This window comes from Brachybacterium sp. NBEC-018 (assembly GCF_024860185.1).
GTDB lineage: Bacteria > Actinomycetota > Actinomycetes > Actinomycetales > Dermabacteraceae > Brachybacterium > Brachybacterium rhamnosum.
Map to the genome: position 1 here is coordinate 2,012,069 of NZ_CP100650.1, position 19,972 is coordinate 2,032,040.

The 19,972-nt window shown below is 74.9% G+C and carries 16 protein-coding genes and 1 pseudogene; 14 read left to right on the forward strand and 3 right to left on the reverse strand.

The genetic code is table 11. The features are described from left to right. Nucleotides 1–31 precede the first annotated feature (31 nt). From NLU66_RS09105 to NLU66_RS09170, 14 genes and pseudogenes are all read left to right on the forward strand, one after another. Entirely contained in the window at nucleotides 32–988 is a 957-nt protein-coding gene (locus tag NLU66_RS09105; RefSeq protein WP_259359407.1) for a biotin--[acetyl-CoA-carboxylase] ligase, read from the forward strand. Next, a complete protein-coding gene (locus tag NLU66_RS09110) occupies nucleotides 985–2,184 on the forward strand; it encodes an adenylate/guanylate cyclase domain-containing protein (RefSeq protein ID WP_259359408.1) in 1,200 nt (399 codons plus the stop codon). Before NLU66_RS09105 ends, NLU66_RS09110 begins: the two co-directional genes overlap by 4 nt. A gap of 23 nt (nucleotides 2,185–2,207) precedes the next feature. Continuing rightward, nucleotides 2,208–2,903: a response regulator transcription factor gene (locus NLU66_RS09115; protein WP_137770340.1), complete on the forward strand. Its 696-nt coding sequence runs from the start codon at nucleotides 2,208–2,210 to the stop codon at nucleotides 2,901–2,903. Between the two features lie 30 nt (nucleotides 2,904–2,933). Continuing rightward, complete coding sequence (locus tag NLU66_RS09120) at nucleotides 2,934–4,247, forward strand: ATP-binding protein (RefSeq protein ID WP_259359409.1); 1,314 nt, start codon at nucleotides 2,934–2,936, stop codon at nucleotides 4,245–4,247. 179 nt (nucleotides 4,248–4,426) lie between these two features. Further along, a complete protein-coding gene (locus tag NLU66_RS09125; protein ID WP_259362570.1) occupies nucleotides 4,427–5,539 on the forward strand; it encodes a 5-(carboxyamino)imidazole ribonucleotide synthase in 1,113 nt (370 codons plus the stop codon). A gap of 58 nt (nucleotides 5,540–5,597) precedes the next feature. Further along, nucleotides 5,598–6,110 (forward strand): 5-(carboxyamino)imidazole ribonucleotide mutase, encoded by a 513-nt coding sequence (gene purE / locus NLU66_RS09130; protein WP_259359410.1) that lies wholly within the window; start codon nucleotides 5,598–5,600, stop codon nucleotides 6,108–6,110. Nucleotides 6,111–6,232: 122 nt separating this feature from the next. Beyond that, nucleotides 6,233–6,826, forward strand: a pseudogene (locus tag NLU66_RS09135) (acyltransferase); the annotation flags it as partial. A 173-nt stretch (nucleotides 6,827–6,999) separates the two neighbouring features. Continuing rightward, the gene (locus NLU66_RS09140) at nucleotides 7,000–8,109 is read left to right on the forward strand and encodes a DegT/DnrJ/EryC1/StrS family aminotransferase (RefSeq protein WP_259359411.1); all 1,110 of its coding nucleotides are present in this window, start codon (nucleotides 7,000–7,002) and stop codon (nucleotides 8,107–8,109) included. A 2-nt stretch (nucleotides 8,110–8,111) separates the two neighbouring features. Then, nucleotides 8,112–9,134 (forward strand): Gfo/Idh/MocA family protein, encoded by a 1,023-nt coding sequence (locus NLU66_RS09145; RefSeq protein ID WP_259362571.1) that lies wholly within the window; start codon nucleotides 8,112–8,114, stop codon nucleotides 9,132–9,134. Then, nucleotides 9,131–10,624 (forward strand): glycosyltransferase family 4 protein, encoded by a 1,494-nt coding sequence (locus tag NLU66_RS09150; protein WP_259359412.1) that lies wholly within the window; start codon nucleotides 9,131–9,133, stop codon nucleotides 10,622–10,624. Before NLU66_RS09145 ends, NLU66_RS09150 begins: the two co-directional genes overlap by 4 nt. Then, on the forward strand, nucleotides 10,621–12,624 hold the full coding sequence (locus NLU66_RS09155; protein WP_259359413.1) for a DUF6541 family protein: 2,004 nt from the start codon (nucleotides 10,621–10,623) through the stop codon (nucleotides 12,622–12,624). Before NLU66_RS09150 ends, NLU66_RS09155 begins: the two co-directional genes overlap by 4 nt. A gap of 79 nt (nucleotides 12,625–12,703) precedes the next feature. Next, nucleotides 12,704–14,572, forward strand: a complete 1,869-nt coding sequence (locus NLU66_RS09160) for an ABC transporter ATP-binding protein (RefSeq protein ID WP_259359414.1) — start codon at nucleotides 12,704–12,706, stop codon at nucleotides 14,570–14,572. Then, nucleotides 14,569–15,696 (forward strand): glycosyltransferase family 1 protein, encoded by a 1,128-nt coding sequence (locus NLU66_RS09165; protein WP_259359415.1) that lies wholly within the window; start codon nucleotides 14,569–14,571, stop codon nucleotides 15,694–15,696. Before NLU66_RS09160 ends, NLU66_RS09165 begins: the two co-directional genes overlap by 4 nt. Nucleotides 15,697–15,720: 24 nt before the next feature. After that, a complete protein-coding gene (locus tag NLU66_RS09170; protein WP_259359416.1) occupies nucleotides 15,721–16,353 on the forward strand; it encodes a peptidase E in 633 nt (210 codons plus the stop codon). Nucleotides 16,354–16,365: 12 nt separating this feature from the next. Here the strand turns inward: NLU66_RS09170 and NLU66_RS09175 are convergent, their stop codons facing one another. The 3 genes from NLU66_RS09175 to NLU66_RS09185 are packed head-to-tail and all read right to left on the reverse strand — an operon-like array spanning nucleotide 16,366 to nucleotide 19,948. Beyond that, the gene (locus tag NLU66_RS09175; protein ID WP_259359417.1) at nucleotides 16,366–17,457 is read right to left on the reverse strand and encodes a glycosyltransferase family 2 protein; all 1,092 of its coding nucleotides are present in this window, start codon (nucleotides 17,455–17,457) and stop codon (nucleotides 16,366–16,368) included. Beyond that, nucleotides 17,454–18,554 carry a glycosyltransferase gene (locus NLU66_RS09180; protein WP_259359418.1) on the reverse strand — a complete coding sequence of 367 codons (1,101 nt, stop codon included), beginning with the start codon at nucleotides 18,552–18,554 and terminating at the stop codon, nucleotides 17,454–17,456. Before NLU66_RS09180 ends, NLU66_RS09175 begins: the two co-directional genes overlap by 4 nt. Then, the gene (locus tag NLU66_RS09185; protein ID WP_259359419.1) at nucleotides 18,551–19,948 is read right to left on the reverse strand and encodes a glycosyltransferase; all 1,398 of its coding nucleotides are present in this window, start codon (nucleotides 19,946–19,948) and stop codon (nucleotides 18,551–18,553) included. Before NLU66_RS09185 ends, NLU66_RS09180 begins: the two co-directional genes overlap by 4 nt. Between the last annotated feature and the right edge of the window lie 24 nt (nucleotides 19,949–19,972).

Here is a 19,972-nt window from a genome sequence, read left to right on the forward strand (position 1 = left end):
CAGTGAGCCCTGGCATGCGAGGAGACCCCGGATGAACACGTCAGTCGTCCGCGGAGGGGCTCCCGGGGAGGCCGAGCCGCCCGCGGTCCCCGTCGAGCTCGTCGACCTGACGCCCTCGACGCAGGACCTGGCCGCGCGTCGGCGCGCCGAGGGGCGGGCCGCCCCCTTCGCCGTGCTCGCCGCGCAGCAGTCCGCCGCGCGCGGCCGGCTCGGGCGCCGCTTCTCCTCTCCTGCCGGGCGCGCCCTCGCGCTCACCGTCGTCCACGAGTCCGCGCTCGCCCCCGGGGACCGCTCCTGGTTCCCGCTCGCCCTCGGCGTCGCCGCCCTGGACGCCCTGCGGGCGCTGCCCGGGGCCGCCGCGGGGCTCGAGGCGGCCGGGCTCGGCCTGAAGTGGCCCAACGACCTGCACACGGCCGCCGGCGGGAAGCTCGGCGGGATCCTCGTCGAGGGCCGCGGCGCGGGGATCGTGCTGCTGGGCATCGGCCTGAACCTCCGCGGTCCGATCCGCGGCGAGGACGGCTCGGAGGTGCCCGGGGCGGTGTGGCTGCACGGGCCCGGCGGGCTGCTGGACGACGGGGACGGCGAGGGGCTGACCGCGGCGGAGGTGCCCGCGCTGCGGGACGCGCTCGCCGCCGGCATCGCCTCCCGCGTGGCCCGGGAACTCGAGGCGCTCGAGGCGAGCGGCGGCGATGCCTCGGCCACCGGACTCGACGAGCGCTTCGCTATGACCTGTGTCACACTCGGGCGGGACGTGCGCGTCGAGCCCCTCGGGCACGACGGTCCCCGCGGGTCGGCGCCCCTCACCGGGAGGGCGCTCGGCATCGACGATCGCGGACGGCTCCTGGTCGACCCCGGCCCGGAGCAGGGCGGGGTCGTGGCGGTGGACGTCGGCGACGTCCGGCATCTCAGGGCCGTCCGAGGAAGCGGGGGCACCATGGCAGGTCCGGTTCGGAACGGTCACGACGGCGAGGAGGCAGGGACGCGGTGAGCAGCGACATCCACGGGACGGAGAGCGCGCCCGGGACCCCGGACGCCACGACGGCGCACGGGCCCACGACGCCCGAGGAGGCGGCGGGGAAGGCCGCGCCGAGCGCGACGGACACCAGCCCGGACCTCGAGCAGACCTCGATCGACGGCGAGGAGGTGCTCGGGCTGAACCGGCGCTTCGCACAGGTGCGCCGCAGCGTCGGCGCCCTCGAGAAGGTCCTCCTCCAGGGCCCCCGCAAGTACTCCCGACGCGACCTCGCCGAGGAGCAGGGGATCCCCGAGCGCCTCACCTCCGTGTACTGGCGCTCCCTGGGCTTCAGCCCCGTGGACGAGGACACGGTCGTCTACACCGAGGAGGACGCCCACGCGATCGGCGACCTCGCCGCGATCGTCGAGGACGACGCCCTCTCCGAGCGCGCCTTCTCCTCCATCACCCGCGGTCTCGGCTTCCACATGGGGCGCCTGGCCATGTGGATCACGGAGGCCATGGTCGACGAGGCGAAGGTGGTCGACGGCCTCGGGGACGCCGACGCCCGCCTCCAGATGCTCGACCGGATGCCCGAGCTGCTCGAGACCCTCGAGTCCCAGGTCGTCTTCACCTTCCGGCGCCAGCTCGCCGCGTACGCCGCCCGGGCCGGGTCCGAGGTGCTCCACCGGGGCACCGACGAGCTGTTCCCGCTCCAGCGCGCCGTGGGCTTCGCCGACCTCGTCCAGTTCACCCGGCTCTCCCGCGACCTCTCCGGCGCCGAGCTGGCCGACGTCGTCGCCCGCTTCGAGGCCGTGGGCCGCGACGTCATCTCCGTGGGCGGTGGCCGCGTCGTCAAGACCGTCGGCGACGAGATCATGTTCCTCGCCGACACGCCCGAGGACGGCGCCCAGATCGCGGTCTCCCTCGCCGAGACCATCACCGCGGACCCGGACCTCCCCCCGCTGCGGGTCGGCCTCGCCTGGGGATCGATGTTCTCCCGCTACGGCGACGTCTTCGGCCCCACCGTGAACCTCGCCGCCCGCATGGAGTCCGTCGCGAGGCCCGGGACGGTCATGATCGACCCGGACACGGCGGACGCCGTCGAGAAGGCGATCCCCGGCGGCTTCGAGGTCGCCGAGGGCGAGGACGTGGACCTCCACGGCATCGGCACGGTGCACCTGGCGGAGCTCCGGCGGGGCCGCTCGGCGGCCCTGGACCTGGGGCTGTGAGCGCGGGACGTACTATGGCTGACGTGACACGACTGCTTCTCGTCGAGGACGACTCGGCCATCGCTGAACCGCTGTCCCGCGCCCTGGACCGCGAGGGCTACACCGTCACCCGGGCCTCCCGGGGGATGGACGCGCTCGCGATCGCCGCGGGGGAGGACCCGATCGACGTGGTCATCCTGGACCTCGGGCTGCCCGATCTGGACGGCCTCGAGGTCGCCCGGCGCCTGCGCAAGGGCGGTCTGGAGTCCCCGATCCTCATCCTCACCGCCCGCGCCGACGAGGTCGACGCCGTGGTGGGGCTGGACGCCGGCGCGGACGACTACGTCACCAAGCCCTTCCGGCTCGGCGAGCTCCAGGCGCGCATCCGTGCGCTGCTGCGGCGCGCCCAGGCCGTCGAGGAGACGGGCGACAGCTTCGACGTCAACGGCGTGAGCCTCGACGTCTCCGCCCGCCGCGCCTACGCCGACGGCGAGGAGCTCAGCCTCTCCGCCAAGGAGTACGACCTGCTCACCGTGCTCGTGCGCGAGTCCGGCAGCGTCGTCACCCGCGACGACCTCATGCGCGAGGTGTGGGGCGCCGAATGGTGGGGCTCCACGAAGACCCTCGACATGCACATCTCCTGGCTGCGCCGGAAGCTCGGCGACGACGCCTCCGATCCGCGACGCATCACCACGGTGCGCGGGGTGGGCTTCCGGTTCGAGACCGGCGACGGGAGCTGACCTTTGCGGCAGCGCGTGCTGCAGGCGACCATGATCACGGTGCTCCTGGTCGTCCTCATCCTCGGCATCCCGCTCGGCTACTCGTGGCTGACGCTGTCCCAGCAGAGCCTCACCACCCAGGCCACCAGCATCCTCGACGAGGTCCGCGTCGACACCGACTCCCGGCTCGCGAGCAAGCGCGATCTCGACCAGGCGCTGCTCCAGCGGCACGTCGACGCCCAGACCGACCTCCACGTCGCGATCGAGGTCACCCACGACGGCCAGGTGATCTCCGTCGGCGACGACCCCGGCGACTCGCCGCTGCAGGTCTCGACCAACGGGGCGAACGGCCAGTCGATCCGCGTGCTCATCCCGCAGTCCGACGTGCGCGCCCACACCGCGAGCGCGATCGTGCTGCTCGTGGTCGCGGGCCTCGCGGCGCTCTCGATCGGCGTCTCGGTCGCGCTGTGGCAGGCGCAGCGGATCTCCATGCCGCTCTCACGGCTCGCCCGCCGCGCCGAGGAGATGGGCAGCGGACGCGCCCGCGGCCCCTGGACCGACGCCGGCATCGTCGAGGTCGACGAGGTCGCCGAGGAGCTCATCCGCTCCGGCGCCCAGCTCACCGAGCGGCTCGAGGCGGAGTCCCGCCTCGCCTCCGACGCCTCCCACCAGCTGCGCACTCCGCTCACGGCGCTGTCCATGCGCCTGGACGAGATCCTCGCGACGAGCTCCGAGGAGTGGGTGCGCGAGGAGGCCCGCATCTCCCTCGAGCAGATCGACCGCCTCACCGAGGTGGTCCACGACCTCATCAACGCCCCGCGCTCCTCCCAGCGGCGCACGCCCGGCGTGGTCGAGCTGCGCACCGTGCTCACCCAGCAGAGCGAGGAGTGGGCTCCCGCGTACCGCCGCGCCGGCCGGGAGCTGCGCATCCAGGTGCCGCGCAGCGCCGCCGTCTGGGGATCGACGGGCCCCCTCACCCAGGTCGTCGCGACCCTCATCGAGAACGCCCTCATGCACGGCGGCGGCCGCACGAGCGTCAAGGTGCGCCGCAACGACCACTCGACCGTCGTCGAGGTCATGGACGAGGGCGGCGGCATCGACCCCGCGCTCGGCCACCGCATCTTCGAGCGCTCCGTCTCCGGTCGCAGCTCCAAGGGCACCGGCGTCGGCCTCGCCCTCGCGCGGACCCTCGTGGAGGACGACGGCGGCCGTCTCGAGCTGCTCACCGAGAGCCCCGCGACCTTCGGCGTCTTCCTCATCTCGGCGCCCGGCGAGGAGGAGCCGGCGGGGATCGAGCGCACCGACGACCTCTCCTCCCTGCCGCAGGGCTCCGTGGTGCGCCGGCGCCACCGCTCCCGCGGCTGAGACTCCCGGCCCGCCGGTCGGCGCCGCGCGCGGCGCTCGGACGACGGCGGGGACGGACGGCCGGGGAGGGCGCCCACGGCCCCGCCTACACTGATCCGGTGCCTGACGCCCCCACCTCCCTGACCCCCGCCCGCAGCGCCCGACGCATCGGCGTCGTCGGCGCCGGGCAGCTGGCCCGCATGATGCTGGGCCCCGCGATCGAGCTCGGGCTGGACCTCACCGTCCTCGCGACCGACCCCGCCGAGAGCGCCGCCGCGGTCGCCGGGGACGTGACCCTCGGCGCCCATGACGACGAGCGCGCCGTGCGCGAGCTCGCCGGTCCCGTCGAGGTGATCACCTTCGACCACGAGCACGTGCCGCCGCGGATCCTCGAGGGGATCGGCCGCGACGGCCTCGCCGCCGTCCGGCCCGGCCCGGACGCCCTCCTGCACGCCCAGGACAAGCTGCACATGCGCGAGCGGCTCTCCGCGTTCGGCCATCCCTGCCCCCGCTGGTGGCGCCTGTCCGACCCGGCCGCGCTCGAGGTGGCGCTCGCCGAGGCGGGCGGCCGGATCGTCGTGAAGACCCCGCGCGGCGGCTACGACGGCCACGGCGTGCGGATCGTCGAGCGCATCGAGGACGTCGCGGACTGGTTCGCCCAGGGCGGCGAGCTCCTCGGCGAGGAGCTCGTGCCCTTCACCCGCGAGCTCTCCGCCCAGGTGGCCCGACGACCCGGGGGAGAGGCCGTCGCCTACCCCGTCGTCGCCTCCCGCCAGAAGGACGGGGTCTGCTACGAGGTGATCGCCCCCGCGCCGGACCTCGACCCCGAGGCCGAGCGCCGGATCCGCGAGCTGGCCCTCGCGATCGCCGAGGACCTCGACGTGGTCGGCATGCTCGCCGTCGAGCTCTTCGAGACGGCCGACGGCGCCGTGAGCGTCAACGAGCTCGCCATGCGCCCCCACAACACGGGCCACTGGTCCATGGACGGCGCGGTCACCGGTCAGTTCGAGCAGCACCTGCGCGCCGTCGCGGACCTCCCGCTCGGCGCGACCACCCCGCTCGCCCCGTGCGCCGTCATGGTGAACCTGCTCGGCGGCGCCGCCGAGGACCTCCGTCCCGGCCTCGAGGCCGCGCTCGCCGCGGATCCCGAGCTCAAGGTGCATCTGTACGGCAAGTCCGTGCGGCCCGGCCGGAAGATCGGCCACGTGACCCTGCTCGGGGAGGAGCCGGGCGCCCTCCTCGAGCGCGCCCACCGCGCCGAGCGCCTGATCGTCGACGGGCCGGGGGACGGCGACGCCGTCCCCGCCCCGTGACCCGTCCCGCGACCTGATCCGTCCCCGCCCCCACCCCCGTCACCGCAGGAGAGACCGCATGAGCACCCCCGCGCCGCTGGTCGGCATCGTCATGGGATCCGATTCCGACTACCCCGTCATGAAGGCCGCCGAGGAGGCGCTCGCCGAGTTCGGGGTGCCCGTCGAGGTCGACGTCGTCTCCGCGCACCGCATGCCCGAGGACATGGTCGACTACGGCCGCGGCGCCGCCGCCCGCGGCCTGCGCACGATCATCGCGGGCGCCGGCGGGGCCGCGCACCTGCCCGGCATGCTCGCCGCCCTCACCCCGCTGCCCGTGATCGGCGTGCCGGTGCCGCTCAAGCACCTCGACGGCATGGACTCCCTGCTCTCGATCGTGCAGATGCCCGCCGGCGTCCCGGTCGCGACCGTCTCGATCGGCGGGGCCCGCAACGCCGGGCTGCTCGCCGCGCGGATCCTCGCCGCGGGCGGGGACGAGCGCGCCGCGGAGCTCCGCGCGCGCATGGAGGCCTTCCAGGCGGAGCTGCGACAGGTCGCGCTGCGCAAGGGCGAGGCGCTGCGCTCCTCCCGCTGATCCCCCAGCCCCGCGGTCCCGCGTGAAGGGCTTGTGGAGGGCCGGGGCGAGATGTGCAACAGCTGCCGGGCCCGCGCCGTGGTTCCTGGGAAGCGGCTGGTCCGCGCGGTATCGTCGAGGCCATGACGAACACCCCCGCGTACCGGGTGGCCCCGGGCGCCGACATCGCCGAGGACGCCGTGATCGGCGCGGGCAGCGCGATCTGGCACCTCGCCCAGATCCGTGAGGGCGCCGTTCTCGGCGCCGACTGCATCGTGGGACGCGGCGCCTACATCGGCTCCGGCGTCGAGATGGGCGCCGGCTGCAAGGTCCAGAACCACGCCCTCGTCTACGAGCCCGCCCGGCTCGCCGAGGGCGTCTTCGTGGGCCCCGCCGCCGTCTTCACGAACGACCACTTCCCCCGCGCCGTGAACCCTGACCTCAGCCCGAAGTCCGCGAGCGACTGGGAGCCCGTGGGCGTGACCTGCGAGCAGGGCGCCTCGATCGGCGCCCGCGCCGTGTGCGTCGCCCCCGTGACGATCGGCGCCTGGGCGATGGTCGCCGCGGGCGCCACCGTCGTGAAGGACGTCCCCCCGCACGCGCTCGTCGCCGGGGTGCCCGCCCGCCGCCTGGCCTGGGTCGGCCGCGCGGGGGAGAAGCTCGTCCCCGCCTCCGACGGCACCGACGCGTGGATGTGCCCCGTCACCGGCGAGTGGTACATCCCCGACGAGTCCACGGGCGGCCTCCAGCTCGCCTCGACCCCCGTGGTCGACGCCCCCCGCCCCGCCCCGCTCGTGGCCGACGCCGCCGACGAGCCCGACGAGGCCGACGGCCCCATCGACGCCCCGGCCACCACGGGCAGCGACAGCAGCAGCACCGACAGCACCGATGAACAGGACGGATCCGCACGATGACGACCGATCTCCCCATGATCCCCGCGGCCAAGCCGCTGATCGGCCAGGAGGAGCGGGACGCGGTGGATCGCGTGCTCGCCTCCGGCATGGTCGCCCAGGGCCCCGAGGTCGCGGCCTTCGAGGAGGAGTTCGGCGCGGCCCTCGTCGCCGGCCGCGAGTGCGTCGCCGTCAACTCCGGCACCTCTGGCCAGCACCTCGGCATGCTCGCGCTGGGCCTCGGCCCGGGCGACGAGGTCATCGTGCCCTCCTTCACCTTCGCCGCCACGGCGAACTCCGTCGCCGTCTCCGGGGCGACCCCGGTCTTCGTCGATGTGGACCCCGAGACCTTCACGCTCGACCCCGCCGCCGTCGAGGCCGCGATCACCGAGCGCACCGTCGGCATCCAGCCCGTGCACCTGTACGGCCACCCCGCGCCGATGGACGAGCTCCTCCGGATCGCGGACGCCCACGGCCTGTGGATCTTCGAGGACGCCGCCCAGGCGCACGGCGCCACCTGGCAGGGCGCGCCCGTCGGCAGCTTCGGCCGCGGCGCGATGTTCTCGCTGTACCCCACGAAGAACATGACCTCCGGCGAGGGCGGCATGGTCGCGACCGACGGCCCGGAGCTCGCCCGCCAGGTGCGCCTGCTGCGCAACCAGGGCATGGAGAAGCAGTACGCGAACGAGGTCGCCGGCTTCAACAACCGCATGACCGACATCCACGCCGCGATCGGCCGCGTCCAGCTGGGGAAGCTCCCCGCCTGGACCGCCCGCCGCCAGGAGCTCGCCGCCCACTTCGACGCGCACCTCGAGGGCGTCGTGACGCCCGTGGTCCGCGAGGGCGCCGTGCACGTCTACCACCAGTACACCGTCCGCGTCGAGGGCGCGAGCGCCGCCGAGCGCGACGCCTTCGCGACCGCCCTGCGCGAGGAGCACGCCGTGGGCTGCGGGGTCTACTACCCGACCCCCGTGCACCGCCTGGACACCTTCCGCGTGGACCTCGACCTCCCCGTCACCGAGATGCTCGCGCGCGAGGTGCTCTCGATCCCCGTGCACCCGAGCGTGAGCGACGGGGACCGCGACCGCATCGTCGCGGCCGTCAACGCCGTCGCGAAGGCGGGGGCGTGAGCATGACGGACCAGACGCGCACCCCGCTGCGGGCCGGGCTGATCGGCCTCGGCATGATGGGGCGCCACCACGCCCGCAACCTCCGCGCCCTCGAGGGTGTGGACCTCGTCGCCGTGGCCGACGCCTACGGCGACCCGCACGGCGCCGCCCCCGGATACGAGGTGCTGCCGGACGTCGACGCGCTCATCGACGCCGGGATCGACTACGCGGTCGTCGCGGTCCCCACCCAGTTCCACAAGGACGTCGCCCTGCGCCTCGCCGAGGCCGGGGTGCACACGCTCGTCGAGAAGCCCCTCGCCTTCGACATCTCCGAGGCGGAGGAGATCACCGCCGCCTACGAGGAGGCCGGGCTCGTGGGCGCCGTGGGCTACATCGAGCGCTACAACCCCGCCCTGCAGGAGATGCGTCGCCGCATCGCCGAGGGCCAGCTGGGGGAGATCTACCAGATCACCACCCGGCGCCAGGGCGGCTTCCCCGCCCGCATCGCCGACGTCGGCGTCGTCAAGGACCTCGCCACCCACGACCTCGACCTCACCGCCTGGGTCGCCCAGTCCTCGTACGCGCAGGTCGCGGCGACCTCGACCCGCCGCTCGGGCCGCGAGGACGAGGACATGGTCTCGATCGCCGGGCGCCTCGCCTCCGGCACGATCACCAACCACCTCGTGAACTGGCTGTCCCCGTTCAAGGAGCGCGTGACCGTCGTGACCGGCGAGAACGGCGCCCTCATCGGGGACACCGTCAACGCGGACCTCACCTTCATCGCGAACGCCGAGGCGGACACCAACCACTGGGACCACATGGCCTCCTTCCGCGGGGTCAGCGAGGGCGACGCGATCCGCTACGCGCTCCAGCGCACCGAGCCGCTCGCGACCGAGCACGAGGCCTTCCGCGACGCCGTCCTCGGCCGGGGCTCGAACATCGTCACCATGCGCGAGGGCCTGCACACCGTGCGCACCGTCGAGGCGGTGCTCGAGTCCGCGCGCGAGGGGACCGTCGTCGCCCCCGATCCGGGCCCGGGGGCATGAGCAGACAGGCCGCCGTCCGCGCCGTGCGCACCCACGCCCTGCGCTGGGCGGCGCGCGGCGGGCGCGTGCTCCCCGGCGCGCCCGGGGACCGCGCCCGCTACATGGACACCATGGACCGGATGGACCGCGGCGAGCTCCCCTCCGACGGCGCCGACGTGCAGGACGCCCTGCTCACCCGCTCCGACGCGCTCGTCGCCGCCGGGAGGCACGAGGAGGCGCTCGGCTGGTTCGACAAGGCGCTGCGCCTCGCCTACCACCCCGCGCAGCACTACGACGCGACCCCGTCGCCGCTCGCCACGGACCCCGCCGCCTTCCTCGCCCCGTTCCGGGCGGCGCGACTGGGGCCGCTGCTGCTCGACCTCCCGGCGCACGACCCGGGCCCGAGGCGCCCCGCCCCCCGCACCGCGGAGGACGGCGCGCCCGTGCGGCTGCTCGTCGTCGCCCAGCGCAACTGGACCTTCGTCGACCCGGTCATCGAGTCGCTCGGCGCGCGCGGCGTGGAGATCCGCCGCTTCGAGGTGGACTCCCTGCCCGTCGCCGAGCGCCCCTCCCGGGAGCGGGTGCTGCGGGCCCGGCTCGATCTCGCGCTGCACGGTCGGCGCCTGCCCACGCCGGCGCCGCTCGCCGAGCAGATCGAGTGGGCCGACGTCGTCCTCGTCGAATGGGGCCACCACGTCCTGACCTGGATGTCGCTGCTCGAGCTGATGCCCCGCCGCACCGTGGCGCGCTTCCACCGCTTCGAGGTCTACACGCCGTTCCCGCTGCTGACGGTCTACCCGGTGATCGACCGGGTGCTCTTCGTCTCCGGGCACGTGCGCATCCTGCTCGACCACCTCACCCCGCACCTCTCCCGGGCCGGCTCCGTGCTCGAGGTGGAGAACTTCCTCGCCCACGGGCTCGGGCCCGAGCCGGGCGCCGGCCACGACCCGCACCTGCTCGCGCAGGTGGGCTGGGTGCGCCCGGTCAAGGACGTGCTCTTCACGCTCGACCTGCTCGAGCGCCTGCGGGAGGCGGATCCGCGGTTCCGCCTGCTCCTCGTGGGGCCGGGCCTGCCGGACTCCTCCGCGGACGACTCCGCCCACGAGCGGAAGGTCCGCGCCCGCCTCGCGGCGCTCCCCGCCGGATCCGTGCAGATCCTCGGCCCCCGCGACGACGTCCCCGACGTGCTCGCCGGTGCCGGGTGGATCGTCTCCTCCTCCCTCGTGGAGGGGGTGCACGAGGCCGTCATGGAGGGACTCGCCGCCGGCTGCCTGCCGCTCGTGCGCGACTGGCCCGGCGCCCGCGCCTACGGCGGCGCCCGCACGATCTACCGCGAGGACTGGGTCGTGACGGATGTCGACGCCGCCGCGGAGCGCGTGCGCAGCGTGCTCGAGGACGGCGACCTCTCCGCGCTGTCCCAGGACGCCCGGCGCTGGGTCGTGGCCCGCCGCTCCCCGGAGTTCGTGGTGCAGCGGTACGAGGACGCGATCGTCCCCGGCCGCCGTTCATGAGCGCCGACTGGATCCTGCCGACCCTGCTGGCCGCGGCGCTGCTGAGCGCGCCCGGGCTGCTCCTGCTGCGCGCGGGCGGGGCACGGATCGCTGTGGCTCTCGGTGCCGCACCGCCCGTGACCGTGCTGCTGACGGTCCTCGCCGGGGCCGCCCTGAAGCTCGTGGGGCTCCCGTGGTCCCCGGCGACGGCGACCGGCTCCCTCGTCCTCGCGGTCCTCGCGGTGCTGCTCGTGCGCGCCCTCCTGCGTCGCCGCCGTGCGAGCACCGCACCGGACGGGGCGGGGGAGCAGGAGCGGCGTCCGCTGCGGGAGCGGGCGCTCGACGGCCTCCCGGTGCTCGTCGCGGCCGTCACGGGCCTCGCGACCGCGGCCGGCGCGCGCGTCGGCATGGGCACGATCGACACGCTCAACGGCAGCTACGACTCCTTCTTCCACCTCGCCGCGATCCAGTTCGTGCGTGAGGACGGCGACGCCTTCCTGCTCACCGCTCTGCAGGGGATCTACCACGAGCCGACCTTCTACCCGGCCGCCTGGGACGTGCTCACGGCCCTCCTGCCCTTCGGACCGGTGACCTCGGCGAACGCGATGGCGCTCGCGATGCTCGCCCTGCTCCCCGCCGCGCTCGCCGCGATGACCGGGCTGCTCCTGGGACCGGCGACCCCGCCGCTCGAGCGGCGCGTGCTCACCGCCGCCTCGGCACTCTGCGCGCCCCTGTTCCTCTCGCTCCCGGTGATCACCCTCGTCATGGGGCTGTGGCCCTTCGTGCTCGGCTCGCTGTGCCTGCCCGTCGCTCTCGGCGCGCTGTGGCGGATCGCGGCGGTCCTGCCCGCGCCGGGCCGGCTGCGGGCGGAGCTCCCGCAGGCCGCGGGGACGCTGCTGCTCGGGACGGTGCTGCTCGTCGGCGCCGTGCTCGCCCACCCCTCGAACGTGTTCTCGCTCGGGGCGGCGGTGCTCGCCGCGCTGCTCGCGCGCGCCGTGGTCGACGTGCTCGGCACCGCCCACCGCCGGCGCGGGGTGCGCCTGCTCGTGGTCCTAGCGGCACTCGCCGTGCTCTACGCGGCGGGATCCGGGGTGCTGCTCGCCTCGATGGACCTCACCACGACCTCCCCCTGGGGCTGGCCCGCGCTGCTCGTCTCCGTGCTCATCGACCGTCCCCGGCTCACGGGGCTCCCGGTGCAGCTGTGGCCCGTGCTCGTGCCCTGGCTGCTCGCGGCCCTCGGCCTGCTCGCCGGCCTCCGCTCCCGGCGCACGGACCCCGCCGCCGTGGCCCTCGCGGCGAGCGCGACCGCGCTGCTCGGCGTGGTGCTCGCCCTCAGCATCCTCACCAACGTCCCGTCCCCGCTCGCCCGCGCCTGGGTGAACCCCTGGTACGGGGCACGCGAGCGGATCGCCCCGCTGCTGCTGTGCGGCGTCACCCTGCTCGCGATGCTCGGGCTGCGCGCCCTGCTGCGCCGCGACCGCAGCGGGGAGGGTCGCCGCTGGCGCACCCCGGTCGCGGCGGCGCTGCTCGGCGCGACGGCCGTCGGCGCCGTCGCCGTCCCGGACCGGCTGCCCTTCGTCGGCTCCCTCGCCTACACCGCGTACGGCGTGCAGCTCGCGCCCTACGTCACGGCCCGCGAGCGCGCCTTCATCGAGCGCTCCGCCGCGGAGCTGCCCGAGGACGCCGTCGTCATCGGGAACCCGCGCGACGGCGAGGCCCTCTACTGGTCGCTCGGGGGAGTGGAGACGGTGTTCCCCACCCTCGCCGAGCCGCAGACCCTCGACTCCCGCCGCGCGGCCCGCTACCTCGACGAGGCGGCGACCAACCCCGACGTGTGCGAGTCCTGGAAGAAGGTGGGCGCGGACCACCTCTACGTCGACACCTCCGCCGAGTCCGGCGAGGCGATCGCCCCGGGCCCCTCCGAGCTGTGGGAGGGGCTGCAGGAGATCCCGCAGGACCGCCTGGTGCTCGTGGACCGCGACGGCCCCTATGCCCTCTACCGCATCGAGCCGCTGTGCTGAGCCCCGCCGGCTCGCCCCGCGATAGCGTGCACCCACCGAGCGCGGGGACGCCCCGTCCCCGCCGAGAGGAAGCCCACCCGTGAAACAGACCGTCCAGACCGTGCTGCGCACGATGTCCGTGCTGCCCCGCGACGCCAAGAAGTTCCTGTGGACCTTCGCGGTCGTCATGAGCCTGCTCGCGCTGCTGGACGTCATCGCCCTCGGCGCCGTCGCGATCGCCCTGCCCGGGCTCACGGGCGGTGCCCCCGAGGTGACCGTCCCGGTCGTCGGCTGGAAGCTCGTGGGCTTCGGCCAGGTGACGAGCCTCGTGGGCGTGTTCGTCGTGCTCACGATCATCAAGTCGGTGCTGAACCTCATCACGATCCGCGTCGCGACCCGGCGCTTCGCGAAGCACGAGGTCGCGATCGGCCAGATGCTCTTCCGCTCGTACATGTCCGCGCCCTGGGTGGACCGCACCTCGCGCTCGAGCCAGGAGATCATCCGCATGGTCGACTCCGGCGTCGCCGCGGTCGTCGCGAACGTGCTCATGCCCTCGATGACCGTGATCAGCGAGTTCGCGACGATCTCCGTGATCACCGCGGGCCTGTTCATCGCGGACTGGAAGATGGCGCTCGCCACGATGATCTACCTGGGCATCGTCGCGATCGTGCTCTCGCGGGTCATCTCCCCGCTCGCCGTGCGCAACGGCGCCGTGAACCGTGACAACTCGATCCAGGTCGTGCAGCTGCTCGGCGAGGTGCTCTCCTCCCTCAAGGAGATCACCCTCAAGGGCAACGAGAAGGAGGTCGAGGCGATCGTCGAGGACCGCCGCGGCACCGCCTCGGAGACCCGCGCCTTCGCGCAGTACTACAACCAGATGCCGCGCTTCGTGCTCGAGGCGGGGCTCGTGGGCGGCTTCGTCGTCGTCGGCGGGGTCGGCTACCTCGGCTCGGGCCCCACGGGCGCGCTCGCCTCCGTCGCGCTCTTCGCCGTCGCTGGCTTCCGCCTGCTGCCCTCGCTCACCCGCTTCCAGTCCACCCAGAACCGGATCCTCACGAACGCCGCGTTCTCCGACTACATCATCGACGACATCGAGCACGCCCGGGAGGCGGTCTCCCGCACGGAGCGCCCGGACAGCGGCGTGCTGCCCGCGGGCCCGCGGGACATCGTGCTCGACGACGTCAGCTACGTGTACCCCAGCCGCGAGGAGCCCGCGGTGCGCCACGTGTCGCTGCGGATCCCGGCCGGCTCGTCGGTCGCGTTCGTGGGCACCTCGGGCGCCGGCAAGTCCACGATGGTGGACCTCCTCCTGGGCCTGCTCACCCCCACCGACGGGCAGATCCGCGTGGGCGGCGAGGACGTGACGACGGTGCTGCGGCAGTGGCGGTCCTCGGTGGGCTACGTCCCCCAGGAGGTCGCCCTGTTCGACGTCTCCGTGGGGGAGAACATCGCGCTCACCTGGGACCCCTCGGGGGTCGACGAGGAGCGGGTGCGGGCCGCCCTGGCACGGGCCCAGCTGCTCGACGTCATCGAGGCCCGCCCCGGCGGGATCCACGGCAAGGTCGGGGAGCGGGGCACGACGCTCTCCGGCGGCCAGCGCCAGCGCCTCGGGATCGCCCGCGGCCTGTACGCCGATCCCCAGGTGCTCGTCCTCGACGAGGCCACGAGCGCCCTGGACACGAAGACCGAGGCCGCCGTGACCTCCGCGATCCGCGACCTCGGCGAGGACGTCACGACGATCACGATCGCCCACCGCCTGGCGACGATCCAGCACTGCGACGTCGTCTTCTACATGCAGGAGGGCGAGGTCCTCGCCCAGGGCAGCTTCGACGAGGTCGTCGCCGCGGTGCCGGCCTTCGCCGAGCAGGCCGCGCTCGCCGGGCTCGGCGGCGGGGCCGCGACGGCCGACGGCGCGCCCGCCTCGGACACGACGGTCGACGGGACCGTGCAGAAGGAGACCCCGGCATGAGCTCGCTGATGATCCTCTCGTTCTCGACCCTCGAGAGCGACCCCCGCGTGCAGCGCCAGATCGCGCTGTTCGCCGAGCGGTACGACGTGACGACCGTGGGCTTCGGCCCCCGCCCCCACCCGGGCGTCGAGCACGTGGAGATCCCGCAGGGCACGCGCGCCTGGCCCAGCTCCAAGCAGCACCTGCTCACCGGCCGCCACCGCGGCGCGTACTGGTCCATGAGCGCCGTCGCCGCGGCCCACGAGCTGCTCGCGGAGCACGTGGGCACCATGGACGCGGTGCTCGCCAACGACGTCAACACCCTCCCGCTCGCGCTGTGGCTCTCCCCGCGCCGCGGCGTGCACGCCGATCTCCACGAGTACGCCCCGCGGGAGAAGGAGCACCAGCTCGCCTGGCGCACCTTCGTCGCCCCGTACCAGCGCTGGCTGTGCCGCACGTGCCTGCCCGAGGTCGCCTCCGTCACGACCGTCTCCCCGGGTCTCGCGCGCGAGTACGCGGCCCGCTTCGGCGTGGACGTCGAGGTCGTCACCAACGCCTCCGCGCACCGCGACCTGCCCGTGCGCCCCACCGCCGCCCCGATCCGGCTTCTGCACACGGGCGTGGCGCGCGCGAACCGCCACCTCGAGGCGATGGTCGAGGCGGTGCGCGGCCTCGAGGGCGCCGTCACCCTGGACCTCATGCTCATGCCGAGCGAGCCGGGGTACATCGAGCACCTGCGGCAGCTCGCGGCCGAGGTGCCCGGCGCCGCCCTGCGCGACCCGGTGCCCTACGCGCGGCTCGTGGACACCGTCGCGGAGTACGACGTCTCCCTCGTCGTCTTCCCGAACTCGACCTTCAACCTCGAGCATTCCCTGCCCAACAAGCTCTACGAGGCGGTCCAGGGGCGCACCGGCGTGATCGTCGGCCCCTCCCCGGACATGGCGGACCTCGTGCGTGAGCACTCCCTCGGCGCGGTGCTGCCCGCGGCGACCGCGGAGGCCATGCACACCGAGCTCGCCGCGCTCACCCCGTCGAGGGTCGACGCGTGGAAGCGCGCCGCGGACTCCTCGGCGCAGGAGCTCTCCGCGGAGCGCCAGGTGCTCACCTGGCAGGCGGCCCTCGAGCGGATCCTCGATCGGGCATGAGGCCCGGGGCGTGAGGGGCCGGCCGTGAGGCTCTACCTCTCCTCGTACGGTCTCGGCGACCACAGCGAGGAGCTCGTGCGGATGGCCGGGCCGCGTGCGCGCGGCTGGGTCGTCGCGAACGCCCTCGACGGCGGCGACGAGGAGCGGCGCGCGCAGGACACGGCACGGCAGATCGACGCCCTCGCCGCGATCGGCCTCGAGGCGCGGGACCTGGACCTGCGCGAGCACGACCCCTCGACGATCGGCCGGGCCGTCGGCGCGCCGGACTTCCTCTGGGTCCGGGGAGGGAACGTCTTCACGCTGCGCGGCGCGATGGCACGCTCCGGGCTCGACGCCCTGCTCGTCGAGGCCCTGCGCGCGGACGCCCTCGTCCACGCCGGGTTCAGCGCCGGCGCCTGTGTGCTCGCCCCGTCCCTCGCCGGTCTCGAGCACTGCGATCCGACGGACGAGGCGCACCGGCTGCACGGCGAGGTCCGCACGGCCGGCCTCGGGATCCTCGACCGGCCCGTCGTCCCCCACCTCGACTCGCCCGAGCACCCCGAGTCCGGGCTGCTCGGGGAGGTGTCCCGCCGCTACGCGCGCGACGGCGTGGCCCACTGGAGGCTGCGGGACGGCGAGGTGCTCGTCGTCGACGGTGATCGCGCCGAGGTCGTGTGACCCCGCCGGAGCTCAGCGGCGGCGCAGGCGGGGGAGCTGCTGGACCGCGAGCGAGGCGGCCATGAAGCGCAGCGGCGCCTCACGGTGCAGGGCGGCGCCGAGCTCGCGCGGCAGCAGCGTGTCCGGGCGGCCGTGGCGGCGCCGGTCCCGCGCCGCGGCCATGAGCTCCGCCGCGGGGACCGCCGGGTCCAGGCAGGCGTCGAGCAGGCGCCGGTCCGCCCGGGACAGCGGGCGCTCGCAGCCGGGGGAGCGCTCGAGCACGTCCGCGGTGATCGCGGCGAGGGACGCGCGCTCCTGCGCCGTCCAGATCTCCTCCTCCTGGCGGTAGAAGACCGCACCGAACACGTGGATGCGCAGGATCTTCGTGCCGATCGCGGCGCGCGCCGCACGGGGGAGCCGGGCGTACCAGGGGGCCTGCAGGAGGTCCGGGAAGAAGCCCAGCTGCTCGGTCATCGGCCGGACGACGTAGGTGACGCGGTCGCCCGCGTCCTCGCCGATCACGTAGGGCGGGCCGAGCCGGTCGTAGGCCGTCGGGACCGTCGCCATGAGCTGCGTGACCATGCCGACGTCTCCACCCACGGTCGCCCCCTCCACGAGGGCGGCGCCGGTGCGCTCGAGCATGTCGCGGCTCATGAGGCCCAGCGGCGCGGAGCGGTAGGAGAGACGGTCCCGGACGAGGTCCGCGAGGCCCGCGCGGTGCATGCGCGCGGCGGGCGTCGGCACGCCGTGGCCGGCCGTGCCCAGGGCGAGGCGGGTGATCACGAACTCGGCGCCCGTGCGCTCCTGCACGGCGAGCCAGGAGGCGACGGCGCCCGGCGCGAGGGTGTCGTCGGATCCCATGATCCCCACGAACGGCGTGGTCGCGGCGCGCATGCCGGCATTGAAGGGCCCGGAGGCGGAGCGGTGCTCGTCGTGGTGCTCGATGATCCGCACGGCCTGCCGGTGCTCGGCGCGCAGCGCGCCGCGGATCTCCTCCGCGGGACGGTTGTGGGCGACGACCAGCACCTCGGCGTGCTCGCCATTGCCCTCGAGGACGGACGCGACCGCCCGGCCGACGGGCCGCTCGGGCGTATGGCACGCGATGACGATCGTGACGGGCCTCATCGCGCGCCCCCGGCGAGCGCGGTGAGCAGCTCCGCGTAGGCGGAGCCCACCACGGGCGTCGAGAAGCGGTCGCCGATCGTCGCGGCGATCTCCTCGCTGCCGAGCCCGCGCGTGCGGGCGTCGACGTTGAGGATCGCCGCGGCGTAGGCCTCCGGGTCCTGCTCGTCGACGAGCGCCCCGACCTCGGGGCGCGTGTACTCGCCCTGGCCGCCGGTCGCGCCGAGCACGACGGGCCGGCCGGCGACGAGCGCCTCCGCCGCGGAGACGAAGAAGTTGTCCGCCTTCGTGGGGCCGAAGAAGAGATCCGCCGCGCCGAGCGCCTCCCGCACCCCGGCGGGGTCCGCGGTGCCGGCGAGGTCCAGGCGGTCCTCGACGTCGAGCTCCCGGGCGAGCGCCGCGGTCTCCTCGCGCAGGGGGCCCTCGCCGAGCCACGTGAGGTGCGCGTCGACGCCGCGCCGCTCGAGCGCCGCGAGGGTGCGCACCGCGACGAGCGGGTCCTTGCGGTCGATGAGGCCGCCCGTGGAGACCAGGCGCAGGGCGCCGTCGGCCCGGTCACGGCGGGGGACCAGCGGCCCCGGGTCCACGATGCAGGGCACGACGTCCGTCGGCCGGGCGCCGCGCACGGCGCGCAGCGGCGCGGCGAGGTACTCGCACACCGCGGTCGCGCGGTCCGGGAGGGCCAGCAGGCGGGAGAGCACGGGCAGCGCCGCGCGGGCCGGCGCGGGGAGCGTCGCGGGCGTGGTCAGCGCGGACCAGTGCTCGGTGTGCAGCCACGGGGCGCGCGGCCGGTGCAGCGCGAAGGGGAGCAGCGTGGAGAAGGCCATCGTGTGCACGGCCTCGGAGCCCTCGAGCGCGGGACCCAGGGCGCGGGCGGCCCGCAGCACCGAGAGCGGGCTGCGGGGGTCCATGGGGATCCGCAGCACGTCGATGCCCTCGTGGACGAGGCGGCGGGTGCCGTCGTCGTCCGCGGGCGGGACGAGGTGCACGAGCCGGATCGGCAGGTGCTCCGCGATCGAGAGCGCGTCGCGGACCACGAAGGCGCCGCGGGACGGCGCGGACGCGGTCGGGAACCAGGTGGTGACGAGGGTCGTGGTCACCGGGCCTCCTCGGAGAGTCGGGCGTAGGCCTCGAGCAGGGGAGCGGCCTCCGCCTCCCAGGTCAGGTGCGGGGCGACGGCGCGGGCGCGCTCGCGGTAGGCGGTGGGGTCCTCGAGGATCCGCAGCAGCGCGGCGGCGAGGTCCGCGGGCTCCTCGCCGGAGAACACCTCGCCCACGCCGAGCTCCTCGACGACGGCGCGCATGTCCGGGAGGTCAGCGGCGGCGATCGGGAGTCCCGCGCGGATCGACTCGAAGAGCTTGTTGGGCAGCGCGTAGCGGTAGGAGAGGCAGACGGGCCGCACGTGCACCACGGCGACGTCGCCGTCGGCGAGGGCGGAGGAGACCTCCGCGGGGGCGACCGCGCCGACGAGGTGCACGCGGCCGGCGACGCCGAGCTCGGCGGCGCGGGCCCGCACCTGGTCGAGGTAGTCCTCCTCGCCGTAGCCGAGCAGCACGAGGTGGACGTCGGCGGGCAGGTGGGGGAGCGCGGCGAGGGTCTCCTCGATGCCGCGGGCGGTCGTGATCCGCCCGCCGTAGGCGATGACCCGGTCGCTCGCGGAGAGCCCGGCCCGCTCGCGCAGCACGCCGGTGCCCCGATCGGGCAGGGGACCGGCGACGGGCACGTTGCGCACCACGAGCGGGAGGCGGTCCAGGCGGTAGGTGCGTCGCAGCCACTCGGCGATCGAGGGGGAGACGGTGATCACGACGTCGGCCCGGGGGATCGCCATGTGCTCGATCGCGGCGTCGAGCAGCGGCGCGAGCAGGCGGCGCCCCTCGACGTTGCGGTGGCGCCACAGCTCGTGGGAGTCGTAGACCAGGCGCACTCGCCGGCCTTCGCGGCGGCCGAGCGCCTGGATCGCGAGCGCGGGGACCAGGGCGTTGGTGTCGTTCGCGTGGACGATCTCGGGGGCGAAGGCGTGCGCGGCGCGCGCGGAGCGCCACCACCAGGTGCCCAGCTCGATGGTCCGGTACGCGCGGCGGCCCAGGTCGCCGGCGGCGCGGGTGCCGAGGCGGCGCGCCACGGCGAGGGGCGACGGACGGCCGGCCCGCGGCGGCGTCGGCGCGGCCGACGAGGCCGTCGTGGTCGCGGCGGCCGGCGGGGCCGACGTGGTGGGCGAGTCCGCCGTGCCCGTCGCGGCGGGACGCCGGGTGAGGCGGGTCAGCGCGGGCGCGATCCGCTCGAGCGCGAACTCGGGGACCCGGTGCAGGTCGAGGCCGGGGGCGAGCTCGGAGGTCCCGGCGGCGCGGCCCTTCAGCCGCCGCTCGACGGCGACGATCCTCACACGGGCGCCCTGCTCGCGCAGGGAGGCGGACTCCTTCAGCACCCGGGAGTCGTTCGTCGCGTCGTTGTGCACGAGGACCGCGACGCGCGGGGCGTTCCCTGACGAGGGCATAGTGCTCCTGGGACGAATATCGTG

Excerpts from the sequence above, each read along its gene's own strand:
- NLU66_RS09185 (WP_259359419.1), bottom strand. The coding sequence starts at position 19,948 with ATGCCCTCGTCAGGGAACGCCCCGCGCGTCGCGGTCCTCGTGCACAAC.
- NLU66_RS09165 (WP_259359415.1), top strand. The coding sequence starts at position 14,569 with ATGAGCTCGCTGATGATCCTCTCGTTCTCGACCCTCGAGAGCGACCCC.
- purE (WP_259359410.1), top strand. The coding sequence starts at position 5,598 with ATGAGCACCCCCGCGCCGCTGGTCGGCATCGTCATGGGATCCGATTCC.
- NLU66_RS09145 (WP_259362571.1), top strand. The coding sequence starts at position 8,112 with ATGACGGACCAGACGCGCACCCCGCTGCGGGCCGGGCTGATCGGCCTC.
- NLU66_RS09155 (WP_259359413.1), top strand. The coding sequence starts at position 10,621 with ATGAGCGCCGACTGGATCCTGCCGACCCTGCTGGCCGCGGCGCTGCTG.
- NLU66_RS09125 (WP_259362570.1), top strand. The coding sequence starts at position 4,427 with ATGATGCTGGGCCCCGCGATCGAGCTCGGGCTGGACCTCACCGTCCTC.
- NLU66_RS09175 (WP_259359417.1), bottom strand. The coding sequence starts at position 17,457 with ATGAGGCCCGTCACGATCGTCATCGCGTGCCATACGCCCGAGCGGCCC.
- NLU66_RS09150 (WP_259359412.1), top strand. The coding sequence starts at position 9,131 with ATGAGCAGACAGGCCGCCGTCCGCGCCGTGCGCACCCACGCCCTGCGC.
- NLU66_RS09120 (WP_259359409.1), top strand. The coding sequence starts at position 2,934 with ATGATCACGGTGCTCCTGGTCGTCCTCATCCTCGGCATCCCGCTCGGC.
- NLU66_RS09105 (WP_259359407.1), top strand. The coding sequence starts at position 32 with ATGAACACGTCAGTCGTCCGCGGAGGGGCTCCCGGGGAGGCCGAGCCG.
- NLU66_RS09140 (WP_259359411.1), top strand. The coding sequence starts at position 7,000 with ATGACGACCGATCTCCCCATGATCCCCGCGGCCAAGCCGCTGATCGGC.